This is a genomic window from Planctomycetota bacterium (assembly GCA_016235865.1).
Taxonomy (GTDB): domain Bacteria; phylum Planctomycetota; class MHYJ01; order JACQXL01; family JACQXL01; genus JACRIK01.
Genome location: JACRIK010000012.1, coordinates 44,326 through 71,074, shown reverse-complemented (window position 1 = coordinate 71,074; position 26,749 = coordinate 44,326). Strand labels below are relative to the sequence as shown.

The window sequence follows — 26,749 nt, the reverse complement described above, 5'->3', positions numbered from 1 at the left end:
CCCATACCAATGTATTGGTGTGGGGGTAAATCCCCTACCTTCGCTCTTCCCCTGATTTCCCGACCTCCGGCATCAGGACCGATTCCGGACTGATATTGGTCAGTTCGGGCGAGACCCGTGACTTCTTGAGATGCGACTGCCAGATGAAGAAGAAGACCACCGAGAGTATACCTAAGAAGGCCAGGACTATCAGAATCACCAGCCAGGATTTCTCGGCGGTAATACCCAGGGTCTTGTCTGATTCACCGCCGCCCAGCATGCCCTTTCCGGCGCCCAGCTTGCCCAGGCCGGCCAGACTGAATGGCGACCCATTTTCAGCCAGTTCCGGATAAACCAGCTTCCTCAAGGCATCTATATATTTATCAACCTTGATAAGTTTCTCTTTGTTATCGTGATAGTTAGAGATATATCTTTCTACTGTTATCTTATTTTTAGAGCCCTGCAGATCTCTAATATCAGTTAGTATATCCGCTATCTTCTCCACCAAACCACTGCCGAGCGCATAGGCGGGTGATCCCTTTTTCAGTTTCTCAAAGTAGGTTCTGGTGTCCTGTTCTCTCTTCTGGAGTCCATCATCTCCCTCTTCACGGATGACCCAGACGTCTTCGACGGTGATTTCATACGTCCGTATTTCTCTCGCGCCCAGTGTCGGAGAAACCGGCAGCGCGGCAAAACATACGCCTTTTTCCGGGTCATATTCGACCTTAAAATCGCCCTTCTCCAGGACATTTTCGGGCCTCAATTCCGGCGGCAGGTATGAAATCACCTCTATCTGCTGCGGCTCGTCGCTCTTGTTAGCCACCATTATCTTTATCTTGATAGAGCCCCATTCATAATGGACGTCTATGACATACTTCTGGGCGGTGCGTTCCAGTATCTGGTTGCTGACTCTCTGGAGCGCATCTAATGCCGCTATTTTATTGAGCACCTCTTTGATGCTGCCTTCCTGGGCAGTGGTGACGGTCTGGACGATGGTATCGAAGTTATAACCCTGTGAGCCGGCAAAGTCCCTGAGTTTCTTGAGGATATCGCCAACCCCGCCGTTAATCTGGTTAAGCATATTGGAGTCAATCTTGCCCTCGGCCGCTGACTTGGGAATAGTGCTGACCGAAGCGAGAATAGAATTGAGCTGGCCGTTTATTGAATCGAGTTTGGGTTTGAGGTCTTTATTCTGATTAATCGTGCCCATCAGGGAATTCGAGGCGCTGCCGATTTCTTCCAGCGAGGTGGTGATGACCGTAATCACCATGCTATCCATGGCCTTGGTGGTCGATTCGGAACAAATCACCGTAAACTCGCCGGTCAGCCAGGAGGTCTCAAATTTAAGCAATGCTTCATAGATACCGCCTTCGGTATCATCCGAAGTAGTAATCTTCTCAGCCATCCATGCGCTTTTAACCAGTTTATTATTGTTATTGTATACATCCATGACCGGCGTCAGCCCTTTGCCCAGGACGCGGTACCTGATAGGCACCGTATCGCCTGACTTAACCACGGTATAGCGGGTAATGATTTCGCTCAAGGTGCCCCGCTTAAACTGGCCGGTTATTTCATCGCGGACCATCTTTTTGATGTCGCCGACATTTCCGGACAGGTCCTCGCTGATCTTGGCCAGATTCTCGGTCATTTCAGGGACCAGGCCCAGTGACTGGACCGAATTGCGGATGTTCTCGGTATCGCTCTTTATGCTGTCGGTAGTGGTCTTGGTCGCGGCAGTGTTGCTGACCACGGCAGTCATCTGGGTACCCAATCCGGCGGTGGCCTGCTGGATGGCCTGCAGTTTGGCCGGGATATTGATATTATAGGTCAGGGCCGAACGATAAGGCGAACCTGAATAGGTGATTTCCGCCTTGGCCCAGTAGGTGGTGTTTTCCTGTAAATTGGTATTGGCCCAGTTGATGATAAAGACCCCGTCATCTCTGGCTGCATCTGATTCCAACGCCTGGACCAGGTTCGCGGTCTCATCATAGATATCAAGGCGCAGATTGGTCAAGAGCCGGTCGCCTTCCGGACTGTATACCGGCATCATTAAACCATCTCTCATAAACCAGGAGGTAGCAACCAGGGTATTGTTGGCCGGATTATACTTAAAATCAACCGGTATCTGCCAGGAATGGACTACCGAACCCTCCATTTTAATGGTGAATATCCTATCGGCATTGGCATCCCAATTGTCCACGCCGGTATCCAGATATCCCATCTTGGTAAATATGGAGTTGTGATTGGTGCTATAAGCATAAGGGATGGAAACACCGGAGCTTACCGGGTACATCGTTAAACTGCGAGTCGGGTCCTGATATGTCATTGTCTTCATCGGCTCATTAGTCACCGCATCCAACACATTAAAGGTGATATAGTAGTAATCAATCCTAAAGACCGCCGGGCTCTGGCCATAGACCTCTAAATCGCGGCTATCGCAGATTCTGACCTTGCTCTGGTCCTCTAAGCCGCCGAAATCAGGTATCTGCCATAAGTAAGAACCGGTGTTCGGCGTGTTGGTAGCAACGGCGTAGATATTGCTGACGAAACTGTCCGTAGAGACGTATATATTGACGAGTTGCACCGTGCCGGTAATGGCCCAGGAGATGGTTTCGGTCCGGTTGGTGACCCATCTTTCGCCGCCGTCCGGCGAGATAACCCGGATATCGGCCTTAATCTTGAATCCAGGCGATACATCGTTAATCTCCGGGTCATCGGGAACTACAGTCGTTACCCTGACCCTGACGCCGTCGGCTATCGCCACAATGTCATCGGGCACGGTCCATAAATAGACATTGGTCCCGGTGATGCCCGGGATGGCCGGGTCAATAGTGGTAATAACACTGCTGAAGTTATCCAGTGAATATTCCAGTTTAACCGTGGGCATGGTGCCGAAGGTGGTCCAGGTGATGGGTTGCTGGCGGCCCACAATATAAGCGTCATTAAGCGCCGGGGAGGTGATATCAAACCAGCCCTTAATCCTGAAGCCGGAGTCGGAGGTATCGCAAGAGCCGGTCAAGGCCGGCGGATAGGCCGGCGCATCACGGGTATCCACCACCCTGACCCTGGTAATCTTACCGGCCGAGATGTCGTCAGGCACACGCCAGGTGTAGGTATTGGTCCCGCTGATATTCGCCAGCGTGGTGATGGTCACGGTCTTGGCCGGGTCTAAGAAGTCGTCCATTGAGTATTCCAGCCGGACATTGGGCACGGTCCCGACCACGGTCCAGGTAATCGGCTCATCGGTACCAACCAACAGATTCTCATCGCCGTTGGGATAAACCACAACCATATCCGCCTTAATCTTAAAGGGGTTGTCCGAGCTATCCAGGGTCACGTCCGGGTCGCGGGTATCGGACACCCTGATTAAAACGCTGTAGTCCGAAGGCGGCAGGGTTATCTTATCCGGCACCGGCCAGGTATATGAGCCGGTGTTGACCACAGACGGGGCTATAGCGGTCCAGGTGCTGTTATAGAAATATTCCAGTCTGACTGTGGGTATAGTGCCGATAGTGGTCCAGGTGATGGTGCAATTCTGGCCCACCTTCAGCTGTTCAGCGCCGTTGGGATACCCCACGATAAAGTTACCCTTTATCTTTATGGCGTTGTCCGAGTCATCCCGGGCCTCATAGTCGCGGGTATCAGAAATACGAACCTTGACCGTAAAGTTCGGCGAGGTGATGTCATCAGGCACAGTCCAGTTATAGACGGCGCCTGAGCCGGTCCCGTTAACCAGAATCGGCATAATGGTGGTGATGGCCGAGGCGAAGTTATCCGTGGAGTATTCAATTTTAACATCAGGCACAGTGCCGGTATTGGTCCAGGAAATCGGCCTGGTCTCGCCCCTGGTCCAGGTGTCTGTGGCATTGGGCGAGGCCACGGTGAACTTGGCCCGAATCTTGAAGGGGTTATTAGAATCGTCCCTGGCGTCGTAGTCGCGCACATCAGCCACCCTGACCCGGACCGTGGAGGTGGCCGGCGTGATGTCATTAGGCACGGTCCAGACATAAGAATTGCCGTTTGGCGTTGTGGTAATAATCGTATGGATATCCGAAGCAAAGTTATCCTTGGAGTATTCCAGTTTGACATCCGGCACAGTCCCGTCCGTGGTCCAGGTGATGGTATAAGGCGTGCCGACATCCAGTTGGATACCCGAGGCATTAGGATAGGTAACATTGAACCGGCCGCGAATCTTGAATCCGTTGTTGGAATCGTCATAGACCGTGGAGTCGCGGGTATCGGAGATTCTGACCTTGACCGTCGAGGTGGCCGGGGTAATCTTATTGGGTATAGTCCAGTTATAGGTGCCGGTGTTGCTGAGCGCGGCAATTATAGGCAAGGTATCGGTCCAGAGCCCGTTCTGGGTATATTCCAGCTTGACATTGGGAATCGTGCCCAACTGGGTCCAGGTAATCGGATAACTCGTGCCGACATCCCATTGCTCCAGTCCGCTATTGGGTTGCTGGACCGTGAATTCGCCCCTAATCTTAAATCCCGGCGACAGTTGGGAGTAATACGTGGGGGAAATAATGGAGGTGTCCCTGGTATCAAGGACCCTAACCTGGGTGGAGAAATCCTGAGTGATATCGTTGGGAACGGTCCAGTCATAAGCGCCGTCATTGGGCTCGTTATTTACAATATTAACCCAACCGCCGGTAATGGCGCTCAGGTAGTCAATCCGAACCAGCGGAACCGTGCCGGTGGTGGTCCAGGTAATCGGGCATTGCTTGGTCACAATCCAGGCCGTGTTGGTAATCGGGTCAGTCACCTGAATTCTGGAACGTATCTTAAAGCCCTCTGAGTTTTTATAGGATGTTGGGTCATCAATGTGGCTTATACGCACTTTTACATCAAATGCCTCGGTGTCATAAGAAATATCATTCTCAACCTGCCAGTTATAACTGCCGGTATTGTTGTAGTCCGGGTAAATAGGCGCCCAATTATCCAACAAGGTAGACCAGTATTCAAGATTTACCCTGGAGATGGTTCCAACCGTATTCCAGGTAATCGGATAGGTAATCGGATGCTTGACCGCGTCATAGACCAGCCACTCATAGCTGGCCTTGGGTGAATTGATGATGAAATCACCCTTAATCTTGAATGTCTGTGATTCCTTATAGACGGTATTATCAGCCGAGTCATAGATACGAACCCTGACGTTGGAAGATATTTTATCAGGTACACGCCAGGAATAGTTGCCCAGTGCAGCGTCGGCGCTGGTGGTAATAACCCCGGTATTAGCCGTGGGCGTGGGCGGAGTAAAACCGGCAAAACCATCTGTAGAATAATACAGCCCGGCATAATTGATAGAGCCAATGCGATTCCAGATAATACTAAGAGGAGTCGGATTATAAGCGGCATCATAGACTGCGGCGATTGTGGTGCTGATGGGCTGGCTGATACTAAAGTCACCGCGTATCTTAAAGGCGCCTGAAGTGGAAGACACGGCCGTATCATTGATGTCAACTACCCGGACCAGGCACCTGAAGTCAGGCACGATGACATCCGGAACTAACCAGGAATACAGGTTAGAACCGCTGGTATTTGTGGTAACTGTCTCCTCAGTCCAGTTAAAGCCATTATCATTAGAGTATTCAATCTTAACACCGGCGATAGAACCCAGCGAATCCCAACGAATAAGCCGGCTGGTGTTATACATCCAGGTGTTTCCGGCAACCGGCGCGGTCACGGATAACATACCACGAATCTTTAATGTCCCGGTATTAGGCAATATCACAGGGGAAACCTTATAAACCGTCGGATCATTGCCGTCAGACACTCTTAGTTTCACCCTGATATCACTGGTGATGAAATCAGGAACAGACCAGGTGTAATTGGTGTTCCCATTAACATTATTTGGCATTGTGGAATCGACGCCAAGCACATTAAAGGTGTTAACCCAGTTGTCCCTAGTGTATTCCACCTTGACATTGTTGATTAAACCGGTAGTGGTCCAGGAGATGGTTCTATCCTCACCCACACTCCATATCTCATTGCCCAAAGGATTGAGCCAGGCAAAGTCGCCCCGGAGTTTGAAACCGTTGACTGACTTACTAACCACGTTGGGATATCTGGTATCAGAGATACGGACCTTCCAGTTGGAATGCGCCCTGAGGGTATGAGTAATCGGAATATTCCAATTATACTCATAATTCCCCTGAGGACCACAATCCATCTCTGTAATCGTGTTTATATCCGACTGGAAGTCATCTTCTGAATATTCTATTTTAACCCTTGGTATTGTTCCGGTGGTAGTCCACTGTATCTTTGGAGTCGTGCCAACCACCCAGGTCAGGGTCACCGGCGAGGGTTGGTCAACCGTAACCTTACCCATTATCTTGAAGTTTACAGGAGAAATACCAAACGGCGATGAAGGCGTGGTATCCTCAGCATAACTGACTTTAATCCTGGCTGTGGTGGTAATAGCATCCGCCACAGTCCAGGCATAGAAATTCTCGTTAGAGAGGTTATTTATTATCTCAGGTAAAATCCAGGTAGTTCCGCCATCGGTGGAATACTCCAACTTTACCAGGTCCATGGTGCCGTTGGTGGTCCAGGTGATGGTCTTGGACTCGCCCTTATATACGGTCAGGTTGGATTCGGTCGGCCAGACCGCCGGGAAACTGCCCTTGATCTTGAACGGAGTATCCGTAGTATCATTGGTATTCGGATCGGCGGCCGATGAGACCCTGAGTTTTACTATCTCGGCCGTGGTGATATCATTGGGCACCTGCCAGGAATACGAACCGCTGTTGGATTCTGACGGACGGATTTCCCCGAAGTGAGCAACAAAGTTATCCTTGGAGTATTCTATCTTGACATTGGCGATACCGCCGGTCCAAGTCCAACTTATGGTTAAACCCTCACCGACCGTATAAAGCGTCTTGGGCAGTTCGGTCATCCAGAACTTGCCTTTTATGTAGAAGGTCTGGGAATCATCAACAGTCAGAACATCGTTCGCCTGGATTACCCTGACCCGGACGCCGGAGGCGATTCTATCCGGGACCTGCCACTGGTAGTTATTGGTCCCCTGCGAGGCGGCAAAGGTGGTAATGTCGGTCGGTGATGCCGGATACTCGCCGGGCATGAAATACTGAAGTTTAACATCGCCCACGCCGGTACCTGACACCACCCAGGTGATATTATGCTTGGTCTCGTAAGTCCCGGCCTTATAAACGATATATTCGTCATTAAGAATAGGCGCCGTAATCTTAATAGACCCTTTAATCTTGAATCCGGCGGACTCGCCGTAGACCAGGGTGGGATAACGGCTGTCCTGAACCCTGAGCAGGACATTCTCCGACATCTTGTTCATCGGAACAGTCCAGTTATAGACACCCTCAACACTTCCGTCAGATGATGAGGTGTTGCTTATCGGCATACCCGAAAGGGTATCCCAGGTTGTATGAGCCACATCGGTCGATATTTGTATCTGGATATCGGGCACCAGACCCCAGATTCTCCACTTTATCTGATATAGCTCGCCGGTCCGATAAATATCATTAAGCAACGGCTTGGTCACCTGGATTCGGGCAACGACATCAAACGGGTCGGCCATATCCTTGTAAACCAGGGTCGGGTCATTGGTATCGCGGATACGAATCTTGACATTATTTGAGACAATATTCGGCACACCCCATGAATAACTGCCGGTATTTAACAAACCTATACTAATGGGCGTAATCGCAGAGCCAAAGTCATCGGTGCTATATAAGAGATCAACATTATTGATGGACCCGGTGGTAGTCCAGGAAATAGTGTGGCTGCTGCTGGCCTCCCAGATATCCGTTCCGACCGGCGAGATGATGGTCGGGAAGGCGCCGCGAATCTTGAAACCACCGGATTTGCTGGCTACGGACAGGTCGGCTGTATTCCTGACCCGAACCTTGAGGGTCGGTGAATAGACAATCCTATCCGGCACGGACCAGCCGTAACTGCCGGTATTCGGGCAGGTGGTTATCGTAAATCTATTTTCGTCCAAGGTAAAATCATCAGTGGAATATTCAATCTGGACCTCTCCGATGGCGCCGGTCCAGCTCCAGGTAATGGGCTGAGTGGAAAGAGCTACCCAGGCCGTGCCGGTAACCGGCGAGCCGACCGTGATAGAACCCTTGATATCAAATGACGCCGAATCCTTCCTGACATTGTAGTCCCGGGTATCGGACACCCGGATAAAGGCGCCATAATAGATATCATTGGGCACCTGCCAGGAATAGGTATTGGTCATGCCGTCCGTGGAAGGCGTAATCTCGGTAGCGGTGGCGCCCTTGAAGTATTCTATCTTGACGGTCGGGATTGACCCGGTCCTGGTCCAGGTGATATTATACCAGTTGTCAATCATAGCTATAGCCGGAACGCCTACAGCGTCAATCTTGCTCCTGATTTTATTCATCGCCGTGGTGGTATAGGCCGGCGATTCGTTATAAATCTTCAGGTCAAGGTCTGTGGTATATGACGAAACATCAGTTACCTTGATACGTAACTTATCCGTATAATGGTCCTGGACGCTCCAGGGACAGGAACCGCTGCCGACTCCGGCCGGATGCGACGCCGTAATCACATAAGGATAAGAGATACCGTCATCTATTGAGTATTCCACCTTGACCTGTTCAATCAATCCATAGGTATTCCACTGGATGGTCTGCGGGTCTTGGACATACCAGTTAATATTGCCTGCCGGGTTAGTTAGCTCCAAATTACCCTTTATCTTAAAGGCAGGTTGTGACTTGGCCGAGGCGCCGTCATCTCCGACTATCGGCGGATCATCCACGCTATAGACCCGCACCTTTACCGCAGAACTTATGTTAGACGGAATGGTCCAGAGATGATAACCATCGTTAGCAGTGCTAACGATAATGTCATTAATATCGCTGGAGAAATCATCCCGTGACCACTGGAGCCGGACATTGATTAACTTGCCAGCCGGAGAGACAGAAGTCCAACTGATTGGCTGGTTGGTCTGCTCGGCCACCTGCGTAGCTGAACCTTCCGGATAGGTAATATCAAACCTATCCCGGATGCGGAAATCGCCGGTTGAGGTTTTCTTAACATCGGAATCAGCGGCATTGCTGACACGAATCTGGACCGTGCCTGACAGGTCGCCGGTATTGCCGGGGGTGAGCCAGTTATACGAGCCGCTGTTGGCGGTTGAGGTAATAATAGTATTCCAAATAGTGTGCGCCGCATCGGTTGAATACTCCAGTTTCACATTGGGTATATAACCCACCCAGGTCCAGGTAATGGGTGTTTCTATGCCGACCAGGCGGATATCGCCGTTGGCCGGCGAACCGACCGTAAAATCACCCTTGATCTTAAAATCATCCAACGGCGGATTGTACACGATAGAACTAAAGGCCGGCCGGGCATCCAACACCCTGACCTTCATCTGATTAGCCACGCTTAAGTTCACCTGAGGTATGGTCCATTCATATCCGTATGTGCCTAAACCGGAAGGAGCTGATGAAGTAATTACGTACGGATAATTATCCAAACCGCCATCAATAGAGTATTTCAATTCCACGAACGGTATGGTGCCGGTGGCGGTCCAGGTAATGAATCTCTTCTCGCCGACTATCCATTCTTCCCCGCCTACCGGCGAATTCAGTACCAGGGCGCCCTTAATCATAAACGGATTATTACTGATATCATAGGTGCCGGTCTCATAACCCGCATCGGTAATCTTGACCCAGACATTGGCAGAAATAGCATTGGTCACCACCCAGTCATAACTCAGTAGCGAGGCGTTAACCGGCAAGGCATTAATCTTAACCGGCGCGGTAAAGGCGCTGGTGACATCATAATAGATATTGACGTTCTGGATAGAACCGGTCATAGTCCAGGTAATCTGCTTGGTGGTGCCGACGGTCCACTGCTCGTTGCCGTTCGGCGCCCCAACCACAAGATTACCTTTGATGCGGAATTTATCGCCCTCGTCAATAGTGGTCGGATCTGCCCAGTCGGAGATTCTGATTTTAACATCGCCTGAGATGCAGTCCGGGGCGTTCCAGGCATAACTACCGTAGGTATTGCCGCCGCCGGCGTCTATGGGCGGCGCGCCGATAGTATTCCACTGTAAATTAATCGGGTCATACCATTCCAGTTTAACCTGGGTAATGCCGACGCTCTTATTCCACTTGATGTCAAGCGGCGCATTTACCACATAGACCGTTCCGCTGATGGGCTCGGTTACTTCCAGGTTACCCCTGATACGGAATGACGAGGTGCTCATCAATTCAGAATAGATATCGCTCATATCGGCAATATTGCGGACTCGGATACGGGCGTTGCTCGTGGTCTCTGTATCAAGAGGCAGTGTCCAATAATAACAATTACTTCCCGGATTAGAATAAGTAGTGGTAATGGGAGGAGTTATCCACACTGTTGTGCCAGTGGGTGAGTAATCCTTCGTATATTCTATAACAATATTGGCAATAGAACCCTGGGCAGTCCAGGTAATGCCGTATGTATTTCCGATAATCATCGGCAGATAAGATTCATTGCCCTTTGGCGCATCAAGCCGGAGTTTACCCTTAATCAACACCTGGGGCGAGTCGTCATTGGCTTCAGGGATGGCGCTATCCGCTACCCTGATTAAAACATTACCTGAAATGGTATCAGAAACCGGCCAGTTGTATTCGCCGCCGGTTAGGCCGGCCCCAACCGTATCAATATAATTCCAGGGACCGGCAATGCCATTGGTTGACCATTCCAATTTGACCGTATTCATCGTGCCTGAGATAGCCCATTTAATGGTATAGATATCGCCCACCCGGAGTATTTCGCCAATGGTATTCGGCTTGGTCACCTGGACAAATCCCATAATCTTAAACGGCTGTGATTCGGCGATATCTGCCCGGTCAAGAACCGGCCTGACCCGCACCTTGGCCGTGGCTGAGATGGCATCATCCACCACCCAGTTAACGCTGTATTGGGTTGGCGTGGTGCAATCAACCGTGGCAATCGTATCACCGGTTTCCCATGTCCCATCTACCTTGCGGTATTCTACTATGACATTACCGACCGAACCGGTCACATCCCAGATGATGGTCTTGGTCTGGCCGACTGGCCAGATATCGGACGAGGCCGGCTGGGTGACATTCAATAAACCACGAATAGTGAAGTTATTGGCGCTGATGCCGGCCACCTTGGGGTCGTCGGCCGGATGGTCCATACACTCCACCCGTATCTTGCACTGCTTGGATATGTTGTTAGGAATCGTCCAGCCGCTGCCATCATCCGGATATTTTCCGGTATTGGCAATGCCGGTGGCAATCAGGTTCGGATAAGTTGAGCCGCCGTCCGTGGAATACCTCAATTCCACGTTACTGACGGTGCCAATGGTATTCCAGGTAACGGTAATCTTGGTGCCGACCGTCAGGGTAATCCCGCTGTCATTGGGATAGGTCACAGCCAGCTTGCCCCGGACCTTGAAGTTGGCGCTTTCGGCGTCTATATTCTGCCAATCAGAACCAATGGTCTTGACCCTGACCCGGACATAATCACCCACGATATTGGGCAGATTGTTCCACATATAACTGCCGTAATAGACATTACCTGCCTTGAGCGAACTGGTGGCCGGCGTAGAATCCGTTATTGCATACGGATAGTTATCCGTGCCGCTGATGACTGAATAATCCAGCCGAACCGATTGGACCGAGCCGGTGGTCTCCCACTTTATCTCGTTGTTCTCGCCCACCTTCCAGATGGCCGTGCCCAGCGGCTGGGTAACCAGGAACTTACCTCTGACGTTAAGCGTGTTAGATGGATTCCAAACCGTAGAATCATTCCGGTCGCGTATCCTTAATTGGAATGTCTGGGTAATCGCATCAGGCACGGTAATATTAACCGAGGTGGTGCCATTAGGCGTGTTGTCATCCTTGGTCATTAACTCTATCCAGGCAGAACCGTCCCTGCTGTAATCAATGGCGACAAGAGAGATATTACCGTTGGTGGTCCAGGTAACCGGTTGGCTCTCATCCACCCTCCAATATTGGCCGCCGGACGGGTCGCTGACAATGAAATTGCCCCTTATCTTGAATCCGGCCGCCATGGTATTTGACACGGCGCTGTCCGAGACATCTATCACCCGAACCTTCCAACTCAGCCCGATGTCGTCCGGTATGGTCCAGGAATAACTACCGCTATTGGCTATGGCCGCGGTGGTAACCGGTTTATCAACCGTATTAAAGTCATCATTGGAATACCTGAGATAGACATTGGCAACCGGCCCGACCTTATCCCATTTTATGGCATAGCTCTGGCCGACCCTGGCGCCATTAGCGCCCGGAGCCGGATCTAACCTGATATTGGTGAAATCACCCTTGACCTTAAACGCATAAGTGGAGGTGGCTGAAACCGCCGCGTCGCTCGGATGCCTGACCTGAATCCGGACCGCCGGCGCCAGAGAACTATCGGTAATCGTCCAGGCCGGCGAGGCCGTATTGGTCCCGCTGACATTGGCATGTCCTGAATATAACAACACCCAATTCTCATCGCTCTTGTCATAATATATATTAACCGCAGCCGGCTGTGTCCCTACGCAGGTCCAGGTTATCGGCACGGCCTGGCCTACGGTGTAAATCTCTCCGCTGGCACCGCCCGGCGATGTGACACTCAACTCCGGCTTTATGTAGAAAACATTACCGGTTGAGTTTACATTGCTGTCAATTACGGCTATGACCCTGACCTTGACATCCTCGGATATGCCGCCGTTCGGTATCACCCACGGATAACTGTTACTTGAACCCTTGACTGATGCCGTGGTGGTTATCAAGACCGGCGTCCCCTCTTTGACATAATACAATTCCACCGATGATATGGAGTCGGCAGTTGATGTCCACTGGATATTCTTGGTCTGCCCGACCCGGTATATTTCAGGCGTACCCGGCGACGGAGCATTGAGGGTCAGTAGACCCCTGACCTTAAATGCCTGCGATGTCCCTGAGATGGCCTCATCCCGGGCGTCGGTCACCCTGATTCGGGCGGTATAGCCGGCTACCACCTCATCCCGGACCGGGTCCCAGTTCCAAGCCCGGGAACCGCTGCCCGAGACGATGTTACTGCCTATCTGCGTCCAGGTTATCCCGTTAGGCGAGTAATAGATATTTACCGGCGAGACCGTGCCGGTGGCGGTCCAGGTGATATACTGGCTGGACCCGACATACCAGAGGTCGTTCAACCAGGGCGAAGAACCGGCTACGGTCAGGCTGACCTTGCCGATAACCTTCAGGTTATCAGCCGTTGACTGCAAGGCAATGGCCGGATAATCGGTCTTGTCGGTTATCCGTATCCTGGCTAATGGCGTGGTGGTATTGGGCGATATCTTATCAGGAATAGTCCAGGCCACATCGCTGCTATTAAAACTCCAGGTAGTCGTGCCTGTGTCTACCGTATAATTGTCTATCAGCGTCTCCCAGGTCTGATTGGGATAATCATCACTGTCATTGCCAAACTCTACTTTTATCTTCTTAACCGCTAACGATTTGGTGCCGGTTACCACCAGATAATCCCCCACCTTGAGTACCTCGCTGCCGGTGTGCGAAACCAGCTGCAGCTTGCCCTTTATCGTGAATTTCCCGCTCATGGCCGATACATTCTGCCAGCCGTCGGTGGTTGAAACCCTGACCCGGCAGGTGGATGAAACCACATCAGGTATGCTCCATGAGGTGGTATTATTAGTGCCTGACACCGTGGCCGCGGAATCATTTATGGTTGTTGCCTCCCATGTCGCTCCATCAGTCAATGAATACTCCACCTTGACATTGCCGGTTGAACCCACGGCCGTCCAGGTAATGGTCCGGTTTTCCTGATAGGTCCATTCATTCCCGGTGGCCGGCGCATCGACTATCAGCTTGCCCTTTATCTTGAACTCTGATGAATCCGGTGACACTGACGCCGGATGCCCGCTGTCCATATCTATCACCTTGATGTAGACACTGCCGTTGATGGCATTCGGCACCTGCCAGTCATAGATACCCTTACCTGCGGAGCCGGCTGAGGTGGTGGTAATCGGCGTCCAGGCGCCGGCACCGGATTTATACTGTAACTGCACCTGATTGACTGTCCCACTGTAGGTCCAGCTGATGGGATAGGTCGACGCCTGATACGGAGGATTACACACCAGATAATCCACACTGCCGTCCGGCTTGTCCACGGCCAGCCGCGTCTTGATGCTGAATGCCGGGGATTCCTGGATGTCCGCGTAAACCGTATTGACCGGCCTGATTCTGACCTTAGCCGTGGTGGTAATCACATTGGCCACGGACGGCCAGCTATAACTGTATGAACCCGGGGCATTGCTGGTGGTGGTGACGATACTCTCCCAGTTGCCGTCCGCCTTTTTGTATTCCAGGACCACATCGCCGATGGAACCGGCGCTTTCCCAGGTGAACTGGCCCGGCTGCCCGACCTCCCAGACCGTCGTGGTGATAGGCGCTGTCAGTTCCAGCTTGCTCTTGATATTGAATATGGCATTGGACAAATCATTGACCGGCTCCGGCGTATCGCCCGGATAATTATTGTCCCATATCTTAACCAATCCCGCGGTGGTTACGGTATCCGAGACCGGCCAGTTATAGGTATATAACCCGGTCCCGCTGGTCGAGGTAATTAATATGGTATTATATGTTCCGGTAGCTGACACCCCAATCCGGACGCTGGTGACACCTGTGCCGGTGACCCGCCACTGTATCGGATAGAGTGTGGTCTGTCTCGGGCTGTTATAGACCAGATAGGTCTCGCCGCCGTTCGGCGCCACCACCTCTATCTTGCCCCGGACCTTGAAGTCCAGCGTGTTTGAAGCCAGATTCTGCCAGTTGCCATCAATGGTGCTTATTTTTATCCTAAGCTTGTCTCCGATAATACCGGCGATATCGGGGATATTCCAGGTGCATTTGCCTTCCCAGAGATAAGTACTTATCTGGGTATAGGTAGCCGGCGCTGAGGCGGATATCACATTCAGGTAGCCATCGTCCCCGCTATTGGTGTCATACGTAATCTTGACATTCGGGATACTGCCGGTGACGCGCCAGATGATGTCCTGGCTATCAGACACCTGCCATCTGGTCGAGGCGGTCGGGGTCAGGACATCTATCTTGCCCTTAAGGTAGAATTCGCTATCGGAATCATCTTTGGCATAGGAATCATTGGCCGCCACCACCCGGACCTTAAAGATATTGCTGATGGCATCAGGCACGATAGTGCTTATGCCGGTGGTGCCGTTAGGAGTATTGACCACGCCGGCCCCGCCGGTAAAGGTCAGGTAATTGGAGCCGTCTATGGTATAAAGAACATTAACCGAGGTAACCAGCCCAACCGTGGTCCAGGTAACCGGCCGGTTTTCGCCCACTACCCAGCTTTCCCCGCCCGGAGCTCCGGGATTGGGATAATCCACGGTAAACTTGCCGTGTATCCTGGAGGTGGCCGCCGTATCGGTATAGACCCGGACCGTCGGGTCAACGTTGGCGTCAAACACGCGGAACCTCAGGTCCTTATTCAGGTCTCCGGCCGGGAAGTTATTGGGAATAGTCCAGAGATAGCTATTCGAACCGGCGGTAGAAGTAATTCCGGTAGCCACGGTATTGGTCACCGAGGCAAAGTTATCGGTTGAGTAGTAGATATTAACCGAATTAATCCTCCCGGTGGCGTTCCACTGGAAATTAATCTGCTCGCCCACGTCATAATTGGCGTTGGCAGAGGTGAAACTCAGCTTACCCACCACCTTGAAATTATTGTCCGACGGGTCAGAACAAATCAAATCCGTGTCGCTGGTATAGGCCGAACTGTCCGTTACCTTAATCAGCGCCTGGGAAGTAATCGTGCTAGGAATCGTCCAGGGTGAACTATAGACATTCGTCCCGCTGATATTGGCATATACCGGGTCAATGGTATTCCAGAGACTGCCGTTATCCGCTGAATACTCTATCTTGACGAATTCCACGCTACCGACTGATGTCCAGGTAATGGGATAATTCTGGCCGACCTCCCATCTTTCTGTCCCGGTATTGGGATAGGTCACGGCCAGTTTACCGCGGATTTTAAATGACGGCGATGGTATAGACACCGCAAGGTTATCCGCATCATAAATAAAGATTTGGACATTACCGGAAATCGCATCAGCCACACCCTGGGTCCAGTCATATTTACCGTTATATTCATTCCCGGAATAGGGTGTATCTGTTGCCGGCGTGGAGTTAACTATGGTCACTTCAGATGATGCGGGCGTCTTCTTATAGGTAATCTTGACGTTTTTCATAGAGCCGCCTATTACGCGCCATCTGATTGTCTTGCTGGTATCGCCTACTTCATAGGTCAAACCAGCCTGAGGCCACTGGACCGAGGTGAATTGCCCGACTATCTTAAACTCGTTGGACAGCGCCGGGGCGGAGAATCCCTCCGATACCGGCAGGGTCGGCGCCACCTTGACCTTTACGGTAGATGAAATATCATCCGGCACGGTCCAGAGATAGTCGTGTATACCCGAGGCCGCGGTCGGATGGCTGTAAGCCTGCTTGGGCGCGCTCATATCAACCGTGGCTATGGTCTTGGTTATCGTGGCAAAGTTGTCTGTGGAATAATACAGTTTTGCCTGTGTAACCGTTCCGGTAAATGTCCAGGAAATCGTCTTGGCAGAACCAACTGCTAATGACTCGCCGGATGCGATATTGGTCACCGCCTCTATCTTGCCCCTGACCTTGAACCCGGCGCTTTCCGGGGCTGATGCGCTGCCTATCGCTAAATCTGTGGTATCTGTGGCCTTGACCTGCACATTATCGGAAATGGCATCGGGTATGGTCCAGGTATTATAACTCCAGGTAGTTGAACCCTCCAGGCCGGTCAATTCGGTAATGTCATTCCATGAACCTCCATCCTTGCGCCACTGGAGTTTTATCTTGCTGATACCGGCTGACTTGGTGCCGCTGATAGTCCGGTTGGTCTGGGCCACGGTGAAGTCCGATGACCCAACCGGCGTGGCAATTGTCACATTACCCTTGATGGTGAATTTGCCGGAATCTTTTGATAAGCCCTGCCAGTCTGTATCCAGGGTCTTGACCTTAATATAACACTCGGATGAATCAATCAACTCGCCGGCCGGGATATTCCAGACAAAGGTATTGGTCCCGCTGACATTGGTGCTGATACTGGTGATATCGGTCCAACTGACTCCGTTGTTTCTGGAATACTGGAACTGGACATCCGGGAATGTCCCGACGCAGTTCCAGGTAACGGTCAACGGGCTGCCGACTGTTATTTCTGCGCCGGCGGTCGGGGAAACCACGCTGGTTATCTTGCCCTTGATTCTGAATGAGGCATCAGACGGGTCGAGCACATCGGCCGGATAGGCGCTGTCCCTGACTCGCACCCGAACGGTCTGGCCTATCTTGTCCGGTACCCGCCAGGTCTTGGTATCAACACCCGGGTTGGCATAGGTGGCAATCTTCTGGGCCGGGTCCGGATAAGCCCCGCCGTCATTGATGGAATAATGCAGGTCAATATTCGGTATGGTCGTGCCGCTGCCTGAAACCGTGGTCCAGCCGACCGCAATATCCTGGTCCACCTCGTAAGTTGTCCCGCCATTGGGCTGGTCCAGCCGCAGGGCGCCCAGCACCTTAAAATTGCTATCCATTGTCTTAGAAACCGTTGAATTATTCTTATCAATAACCCTAATCTTGCCCAGGCCGTAATAATCTATCTGGTTGGGTATCGGACCCCAGAAATATGAATTAGCGCCCGGCGTTCCGGTTAGCTCGGTCAGGTTCTTGATGTCGGACGCAAAATCATCCTTGCTATGCTGGATATAAACCCGGAATGTCCCTGACTGATTCCAGTCAATATTCTTACTATCATTCACCACCCACTTTTCGTTAATTGCCGGCGCTGAAATACTATTAACCGCGCCGCGGATGGTGAATTGCCCTGAGGTGCTCTGGACATTGGTCGGGTTATTGGCATTGCTTACCCTAATCTTGATATTGGGAGAAATCTTGTCCTGCACCAACCAGCTAACTATGCCTACAGACGCCTGAGGATTAGCCGGAGCGACCGCTGCCGTAAGGTCTTCCCAGACACCGCCGTCTTTCTGCAACTCCACCTTTATCGGCGTGGTGGCCGGGCCTTTCCAGGTCCAACTGATGGACTTGGTATCTGATATTAACCAGATATCGCTTGTCTGGGGCGCGCTGATGACTATCTGCGGCCTGATTTCAAAATAGGCATCAGATACGTCATCATCGGCATTGCCGCCGGCATCGCTGATGCGTATCTTGACCCTGGTATTCGGGTCGTAAGGAGACAGGTCAGACGCCACAGTCCAGGTATAGGTCCGACCGTATTTCGGTAAAGCAATCACCGTATCGGTCGCCACCACGTTCGTATCAAATACGGTCGTCTCGGCCACGCTGTCATCAGGATTGTATTCAATATAGGCGATATTCAGACGGGTGATGGCCGAACCGACCACCTCCCACTGAATCGGTTCCTGGGTGTTGCATATCCAATATGTAGATGAGTTCGGCCGGGTGACTTTAAGTTCGCCCCTAATCTTAAACTTGCCTGACGTCTTTGGAGTGCAGAATCCCGTTGCCACCGGGTCGGTCGGCAGGACCTTTATCCAGACATCCTTCTGGATATCGTCCGGCAATGTCCAGAGATACGTGCCTTTTCCGGAACCGGCCGTCGGATGCGCATAAGGCGTGCCAACATCCGTAGCATTAACCGCCACCGTTGTCACGGTCTTGGTGACCGTGGCGAAGTTATCGGTCGAATAATATATCATCACCTTGGCCACCGAGCCGGTCACGGTCCAGGAGATGGTTTTCTGCTTGTCAACAATCCAGGCATCGTCTGTGACCGGAGCGGCAATCGCCTCTATCTTGCCCCTGATATCAAACGAGCCGGAAAGCGACTCTGAGCGGTCGCCTGAGGCCATAGTCGCATCGGTCATATCAACCACCCGGACCTCAACATCGCCGGAGATGGCGTCCGGAACGGTCCAGTCATATTCATAGGCGTTTGAGCCGCCGCCGCCGCTATAAGCCGTATCAATCGGCTGCCAACCGCCGCCGTCTGCCCGGTAATATATGGCTACTTTATTAACCGCATTGGACTTGTTCCACCGTATCTTGACCGGTGTCTGGGCCACGGTAAACGCATCCAGCGCGGTCGGCGAGACCACCTGCACATAACCCCGGATGGTGAATATCCCGCTTTCGGCTATCACATCGCTATGCAGAGCATCAACTCCCACCACCCTTATCCGGCAATCATCAGAAACCACATCAGTCACTGAAATCGGATAGGTATTACCGGTTGAGGAGATATTATTAATACCCGGCAAGGTAACAATCGGTGTCCAGGTCGGCGTGCCTGAAGAGGCATTGGAGGTGTAGTCAATCAACACCTTATCAAACAGCCCGGCTAAAGGCGTTCCGGCTGCGGCCCAAACTATGCTCCTGGTTTCCTGGGCGGTCCAGAGCGCGCCGGCCGTCGGCGTCATCACCTTCAAATACCCTTTGATGGAAAACTGCGATGATTCCGGACTCTCCGAAGACGGATGTCCGGTATCCGCGTCCAAGACCTGGATATTTACGTTGCCGGAAATATTGTCCCTGACCTGCCAGTCATAACCGAAGGTGTTTGCTCCCGTGGTTGAGATAACCCCGATATCCTGCCAGGCGCCGTCGTTTACATTATATTGTATCTTTACATTGGAGACCGTTCCGGTATATGTACCGGTGATTTTATAGGTATTATTCTGGGTCGGCGTATTATATACAAAGTATGGGTCAGACAAAACCGGCTTGCCTACCTGAACCTTGGAATTAATAGTGAACGGCTCTGAAACCACCGTATTAGACCTCCAGGGCGTGGCCGGTTTTAAGCGAACCAGGGCTGAAGGCGTAATCACATCTGCTACCGAACCCCAGGTATAGCCGCCGGCCGATGCATCAGTCGTGGTAATCGTAGTCCAGTTACCGTCAACCAAGGGATCGGTATTCTTCTGCAGATACTGCACCTGGATACTGCCGATGGAGCCGGTCGGGTTCCAGTTGATAATACCGGGAGAACCCACTGACCACTTGGTGTTGGAAAGCGGCTCGGTTATCTCCAACTTGCCCCTGATGGTAAACAGCCCGGTGGATATGCCTTCCACTGCATTATCGTTATAATCAAACACCTTGACCTTTATCTGGTTATAAATCTTGTTCGGTACTGTCCAGGGGCCATAATATTGCGTGCCATTGCTTGAAGCAATCGGCGCAGTCCCGATTGACTGAGTCACCGGATATCCGTCGCCTTCGTTATCCAATGTATATCTTATCTCCACTTGGTTAATCTTACCCTGACAGGTCCAGGTCACATATCTATCCTCGCCCACCACCCAGATATCTCCGTTGGTCGGGGTAATGACGGAAATCTGTCCCCGAATCTTGAACGGGGCATCATTGATATCATAAACATTGGTGTCCGAGACCTGCCGGACCCTGATTTTACCGGTTTTATTCGGGAAGGTATCGCGGGAGTCTTCAATCGTCCATAGCCAGCCGTTCTGGTCATTATGGTTATTATTCGGGTCTGTGGTCTGCAGGAGCACCGCATCGCTGAAGTCGCCCAACTTGGAATAATGCACCTCCACGGCCGGGATAGCGCCCCGGTTGGTCCAGGTAATCGGGACGTTACCAACCCCGTATGTCGCGCTTCCGACAATAAAGGTCTTGTCATTGATAAATGTCTTATCCAGAATCAGCCGGTTCCTGATGGTAAAGAACGAGGCCGACGAGGTCCCGCTGACATCCGTGGAATCGGCGATATCAGATATCCTGATGACACACTGCGCGGAAGTGGTAACCGGCACCTCAAAGGTGGTGGAAATATAAGAACCCATATCCACCCCGGCGCTGGGACTGATGGGTAAACTATAATACGGGCCGCCCAGCCCGGCGGTTGATATCTCTGCTTTATAAATTAATATATTACCCTTCTTGGTAAAGGTAATGGTCTCGGCATCGCCGACCGTGTTAACATCACCATCGCTCACCTTAAGGATATCGCCGGCCCCGGGCTTGCCCACTGATGAAATCTCGCCCTTTATCTTGAAGGCGGCATCGCTGATGTCCTTGGCGTCAAACGGATAGGTGGCCCATTTCGCCTTGACCCGGACCTTGACATTATAATTAGGCCCGACATCAGACGGTATCTGCCAGTTATAGAAATTCGTGCCGGTTATAACCGTGCTGGTAATGGGATAGATGAAAGAGGTGAAATCATCCCGGCTGTAATCAATCACCACCTCAGCGCCAGGCGTACCGTCCGCCTGGACGCCGTCTATGGTCCAGGTGATGTTATCGGCTGTTGACCCAACCACAAAAGCATAGGGCGCGCCCGCGCCGGTGCCGCTGAATTTACCGGTTACGTTTATCCGCTGTTTGATGATAAAATTACCGTCCGAAAACCTTGACGAAGAGTTATCGGTCAGCGAAACCTTAACACTGCCCTTATTGGTGATAGTAATAGTAGACGGAATCGGCCAATCATAATATCCGTCGTTCTCGGTTGAGGTGGTAATATCCAGCCGCTTGACCGCATTATCAAAATACTCTATCTTAACCGTCGGAAATTGCCCTGTAGTTGGCGAATATGTCCAGGTAATGGGCATAGTCGTCCCGGCTTCATATATCTGCCCGTTGGCAGGCGAGGTGACCGAATCAATAGTCGAAGAAACAGTCGGCTTGATACTGAAGTTATTATCCGACATATCGGTCAGGCCCAAATCAGTCGTGGCCCGGATGCGGCAGGTGGTGGAATCGACCGTGGTTACCGGATTCCAGGTAAATAATTTATCGGCAATCGGCCTGGGCATGGCGGTCGGACTAATCACATACCATGGTCCGCCGCTTCCATTGACGCTATACTCCAGATTAACCGTAGCGCCGGCCGCGCCTGAATAATCCCATTTGATATCATACGAGCCGCCGGCCTGCAGGGTCTCTGAGCCGTTCGGCTCCTTTACCTCAAAATAGATATCCGTAAAATAGACGCTGTCCAGGGCCACGGCCTGAAGCCCGTCCGAGACCAAATAGGCCTTCCACTTAAACTCGCCCGGACTGGTCGGGAAAGTGCCCCAGATAGTCCGGTTCAAATCACTCAATAAATTGGTGCCATCGGTATAGACCGGACCGGGGCAATTAACCCAACTACCATTATAATAATACCAGGTTGCGCCGTTATCAGGCGAGAACTGGTATCTGACCTGTCCGGTGGTCGGGTCGCCCCAGGAATTTGTCTTGGTCTGTTGGGTCACCGCGGCAATCTGGGCCGTATAGGTCTGGCTGATATTATTCTTGACGTTCGGAACGGCTGCCGAATAATATTTGCCGGTAACACACGCATATTCCATCCGCGGGACGTAGAGCGGATTGGAGGAATCAAAATAAACCTTGTATTGGATGGTCTCAGAACCCGGGGTATTGGTAATGGACTGGCCTGAATATGTATAATAGGTAGCAGATGTGCCGTCCGGGCCGCGGAACCCGACCCCGGTATCCACCTGGAACTTCAGGGCGCCGTATTTTTCCTGGCCCACGCCTTTCTTATAATGTGATAATACCTCTGCCACTGACAATGCCCGGTTGTATAAGGACACCTCGTCTATGATGCCGGTATAATACCACTCGCTATCCTGGTCCGAGCCAATCCAGAGGGCCGAGGCGCTATTGGCTATAGGCGCCACCCCGTAATACACGCCGGCCCCGCTTTCACCATCCACATAGACCATCAAATTGGTCCCGTCATACACGCCGGCAATATGATGCCACCTACCGTCAGTAACCGTCTTGGCATCGGGCCCGTAAGCCAAAACTGAAGTCGCCGCGCCGCCGTCTGATACCCAGAAAGACGGCCGGCCATCCGCGCTTATCTTCAGGTTAAAATCCAGTGTCGGGTTAACGCCCTTAGCAATAAGGGATTGCGGTAAAAGCGTGCTGTTCTTTATCCACGCTTCCACTGTCAACTGGTTTAAGCCGGTAAAAACGGCATTATTGGGGACAACAATTTTATCGCTGGTGCCGTTAAAACTGCCGGCAAAACTGCCGCTGGCAACTCCGGCCGAGGCAAATTTATAATCGCTGCTGAATGTGGTTAATCCCGCGCCGTTTAGCCCGCTGCCGGAATCATCGTTACAGTTATTATTCAGGTGCCACAAACCCTTCAATCCACCGGTAAGATTAGGGGACAATTCATCACCATATCGTTCGTCCTCGCCCCATTCTATTTTATCCCAATTCACCTTGGTCCCGCCCGGTCCGTTTATCACCGGTGAGGTATAAACCAAAGGTGTACCGTCATTATAAGACGGATGAAACCCAATATACGCCTTATTAAAAAGCGCTACTTCATCAATCAGCCCGTTAAAATATCTGCCATAGACCGCATCCGCGCCGATATATAACGGCCGGCTCGGGGCATTGACAATCATATTGGTAGCTGCGCTGGCTTCTATGTTATTGTCCACCACCAGATACGCCTTGCGCTCCACGGTCCGGTCATAGACCCCCTGGACGTGATACCAGGTCCCGGCCGTCCAACTATTCTTCTGGGAATAAAGCAGCGTCCCTGGAGTATAAACAAAAACATCGTGGTCGCCGGTCGTGGTGCCGAAACCCAGGAATATCTTGCCGCCGTAAATACAGGCCCTAAACTCCTCATACTGTAAACCGGTTTGTGTAAAGAGTGCCTCATCTCTCGTCCAGTTTAAACCATCGGTTGAATACCATAATTGGGCGTCGCCTGTGCCATAACCCAGCACCGCATAAAGCCGCCCTTGATAGGCAAAGAACTGCTTAATCCAATCAAATCGGTTTAAACCACCGAACCGGTTGGCTGTATAGCCAGTAACACCGCCATAATTGGTGCTACCTGACCCATATAACTTCCAGTTATCAGTTACTAATCCTGGTGTTGACACGACATCGCCTAAACCATCATAAATAACATAATCGGCATCTGGAGATGCATTACCCAAACCACAGTATAGTTTATTATTCCAAACATACATTGACTTAATACTTCTATACCCATAAAAAGCATCCGGTATCCAAAGGGCCCCGCTAAGCGTAGTTCCATCGGTCCGGCGTATTTCGGCTTCATCTGCTGTATTACTGCCGGTCCCGATATATAACCTATCTGCGCCAATAGTCGGTTCTCTGAATACAGCGAGTGACACTATTGAATTTGCGCCAGCCCCGCCATCCACGTTGGCGTGCCGAAGCGTGGCCGGCCAGGCGCCGCCGCTGTATTCATAGAGGTCATCATCGTTGTTACTTGCGCCCGGGCCAATATAAAGTTTATTATTATAAACAGCCAGGGCATAGATGCCTTCATAAGTCGCAGCACCTAAGACCGCCCCGCCCCAGGAATTACCAGCCGCCGCATAATCAGGAATATCCGTCCAGGTAGTTCCATCATAGACCGTAAGCCAGGCAGCTCCAGCGGTGCCGCCACTATGCGTAAGATTACTGGCCCAACCGATATAGAGTTTATTCTGGAATACCACGGCAGAGGTTGGGAGTTCTGTAGTCGCAGCATCTGTATCTGTCCGGTTCCAGGCCAATTCCCATTTAGTCCCGTCATAAGAAAAGATATCACCGTCATTATCTGCTGTTCCGTACATCGCGGCATAGAGTTTACCCTGAAAAACAGCCAGCGGATAAATTCCCTCATAAACATTGAACGGGTCAACGCCGCCGCCCAAGTCTGCGACCACATACCGGGCCGCCAGGTCCTTGGTCCATTGCCCCTGGCCGCTGGAATCCTCCAATTCATAAACCAGTTTGCCGGTGCTGTTATCCAGCCAGAGTTTATAACCGCCCTTATCAAAGACACACATAGAGGATGCTGAACTGGAGTTAAAAAGAGCCGTCGGCCTGATCCAGGCCTCCATCGTGTGGTCATACTTAAAGGCAATATTAGTGGCGTGCGGAATCTCAATATAATCGTTGGTCCCGTCCAACTGAACTGAACTATCGCCAAACTTTGGCGTGGCTACAATAGCCGCCCCGTTCATCAGGGCGCCGGTATTATCACCGGCCACCTTATCAACCGCATTAACCGGCCCGCTGTTACTGTCCAGTTCATACAGGGCCACAATCCCGTCCTCGGCATCTGCGCCAGTGCCGTTACGTTCCACGGCCAGGTCAAGCCGCGGCTTGGCTCTGATATAATCATTATGATATGCTGTTTGATTATGAAATCCTTTGGTAAGAGAAGCTCCGGTGGTATTGGTCCGCTCGGCATCAAATTCATCCGGAGTATCATCAACCTTATTACCAACCCAAGTGGCTGTCACCGTCACATCGGCCAACATCGGCGTAGTTGCAGTATTACTTGTTTCATACACTGCCTTGTATTGAAAATACTTGCCCGGACGGTCAACAAAATCATACGACGGTGGTAACTGAGAGGAGATATAATAATCGCCTATGCCTGTCGGGCCGGTAAAATTCACAGCAACAAAATTAGGGTCGTCCGAGGCGCGGAGTTGATATTTGATGCCCAATCCATTCTGATAGCGCTGGCTGACTTCATCCGCGGTAAGCACCCGATCTTTATAAAGCGCTACCTCGTCTATCTTACCGGCATAGTAACTGCCGGCCGTGGCCTCGGCATCGCGGCCGATGACCAGTCCGGGCGCCGCGGCTACGACCACGCCATTATAATCCACATTCCGGGCCGGGTTATTCAGCACCCCGCTGTTGTATAACGAACCATCCACATATATCCCGAAACTCCCGGCCTTGCGGTAGGCCACAATCTGGTGCCATTTATTGTCGGCCACATTCACGCCAGCCGGCAGTATCTGGAGATAATGGGCCCGGGCCAGCAAATCGGCATCGTAATCATCCATCACGATGCTGAAATAAGGATTAGTCCCGGCAATGCCGATTTCCCAACCGCACGAGCTGGCTATCGGCGTGCTCCTCTTATGAATAATCACCGCGTCGGCATCAGCGGTCTTTATCCATAACTCCACGGTAAAACTCCCCCGGCCGAATTCTATGTCCGGGTCAGTGGCGCGGGTCAAATACTGAGTGGTGCCGTTAAGCAGCCCGGCCTGGTTGAAACAACCCTCGCCGTTGGCTGACTCAGGGGTATATCCGCTGAAGACCGGGGCATTAAAAGGTGATAGCGGACCGGTTTTAGGACCTGGTGTTGAATCCGCCCAGACGTCGTTATCCATCCGCCAGAGAGCGCCCAGACCGGTCTCAGCCGCGCTAACTGCCGCCCGCTTGTCATTCCAGGCCAACGACTGCCAGGAGTAAGCCACCGTGGCATCGCCCATCTTACGCGACTGGAATTCTCCGGTGCTGTAGTAGCCGCCATTGGGCTGGGACTGTAACTTAACATAGGTCCGGCCGGCCACTATATCGGAATAGGACGCCAGACGCACCGGCGCCTGATATGTCCCGGCATTATATTCGATCGTTGTATTGTCATAGGCCCGGCGCTCAGGTCCCTGTTGAATCAGTTCCGCTATGCCGCCGGATGAAGCCGTAACTGTAATAACCGTGGAATCAGATACCGAATATCCGCCCTGGGTAGCCGGGTCCAAATCCCAGGTGAAGATTACCGCATAAACCATCAGGGCCGTAACAAAGAGCATCACGATGGAGATGAGGGCATGAGTGAGAGTCTGGCTCTGACGGGATTCGGGATTCGGGATATGCGATGCGGGATTGCCACTACCCCATCCTCCTCCCTTTTCTGGCTTGAATTTCAT

The 26,749-nt window shown here is 51.8% G+C and carries 1 protein-coding gene; it reads right to left on the bottom strand.

Translation table 11 applies throughout. The annotated features are described in order from the left end of the window. Positions 1 to 34: 34 nt before the first annotated feature. Complete coding sequence (locus tag HZA49_04375; GenBank protein MBI5778674.1) at positions 35 to 26,749, bottom strand: hypothetical protein; 26,715 nt, start codon at positions 26,747 to 26,749, stop codon at positions 35 to 37.

Excerpts from the sequence above, each read along its gene's own strand:
- HZA49_04375 (MBI5778674.1), bottom strand. The coding sequence starts at position 26,749 with ATGAAATTCAAGCCAGAAAAGGGAGGAGGATGGGGTAGTGGCAATCCC.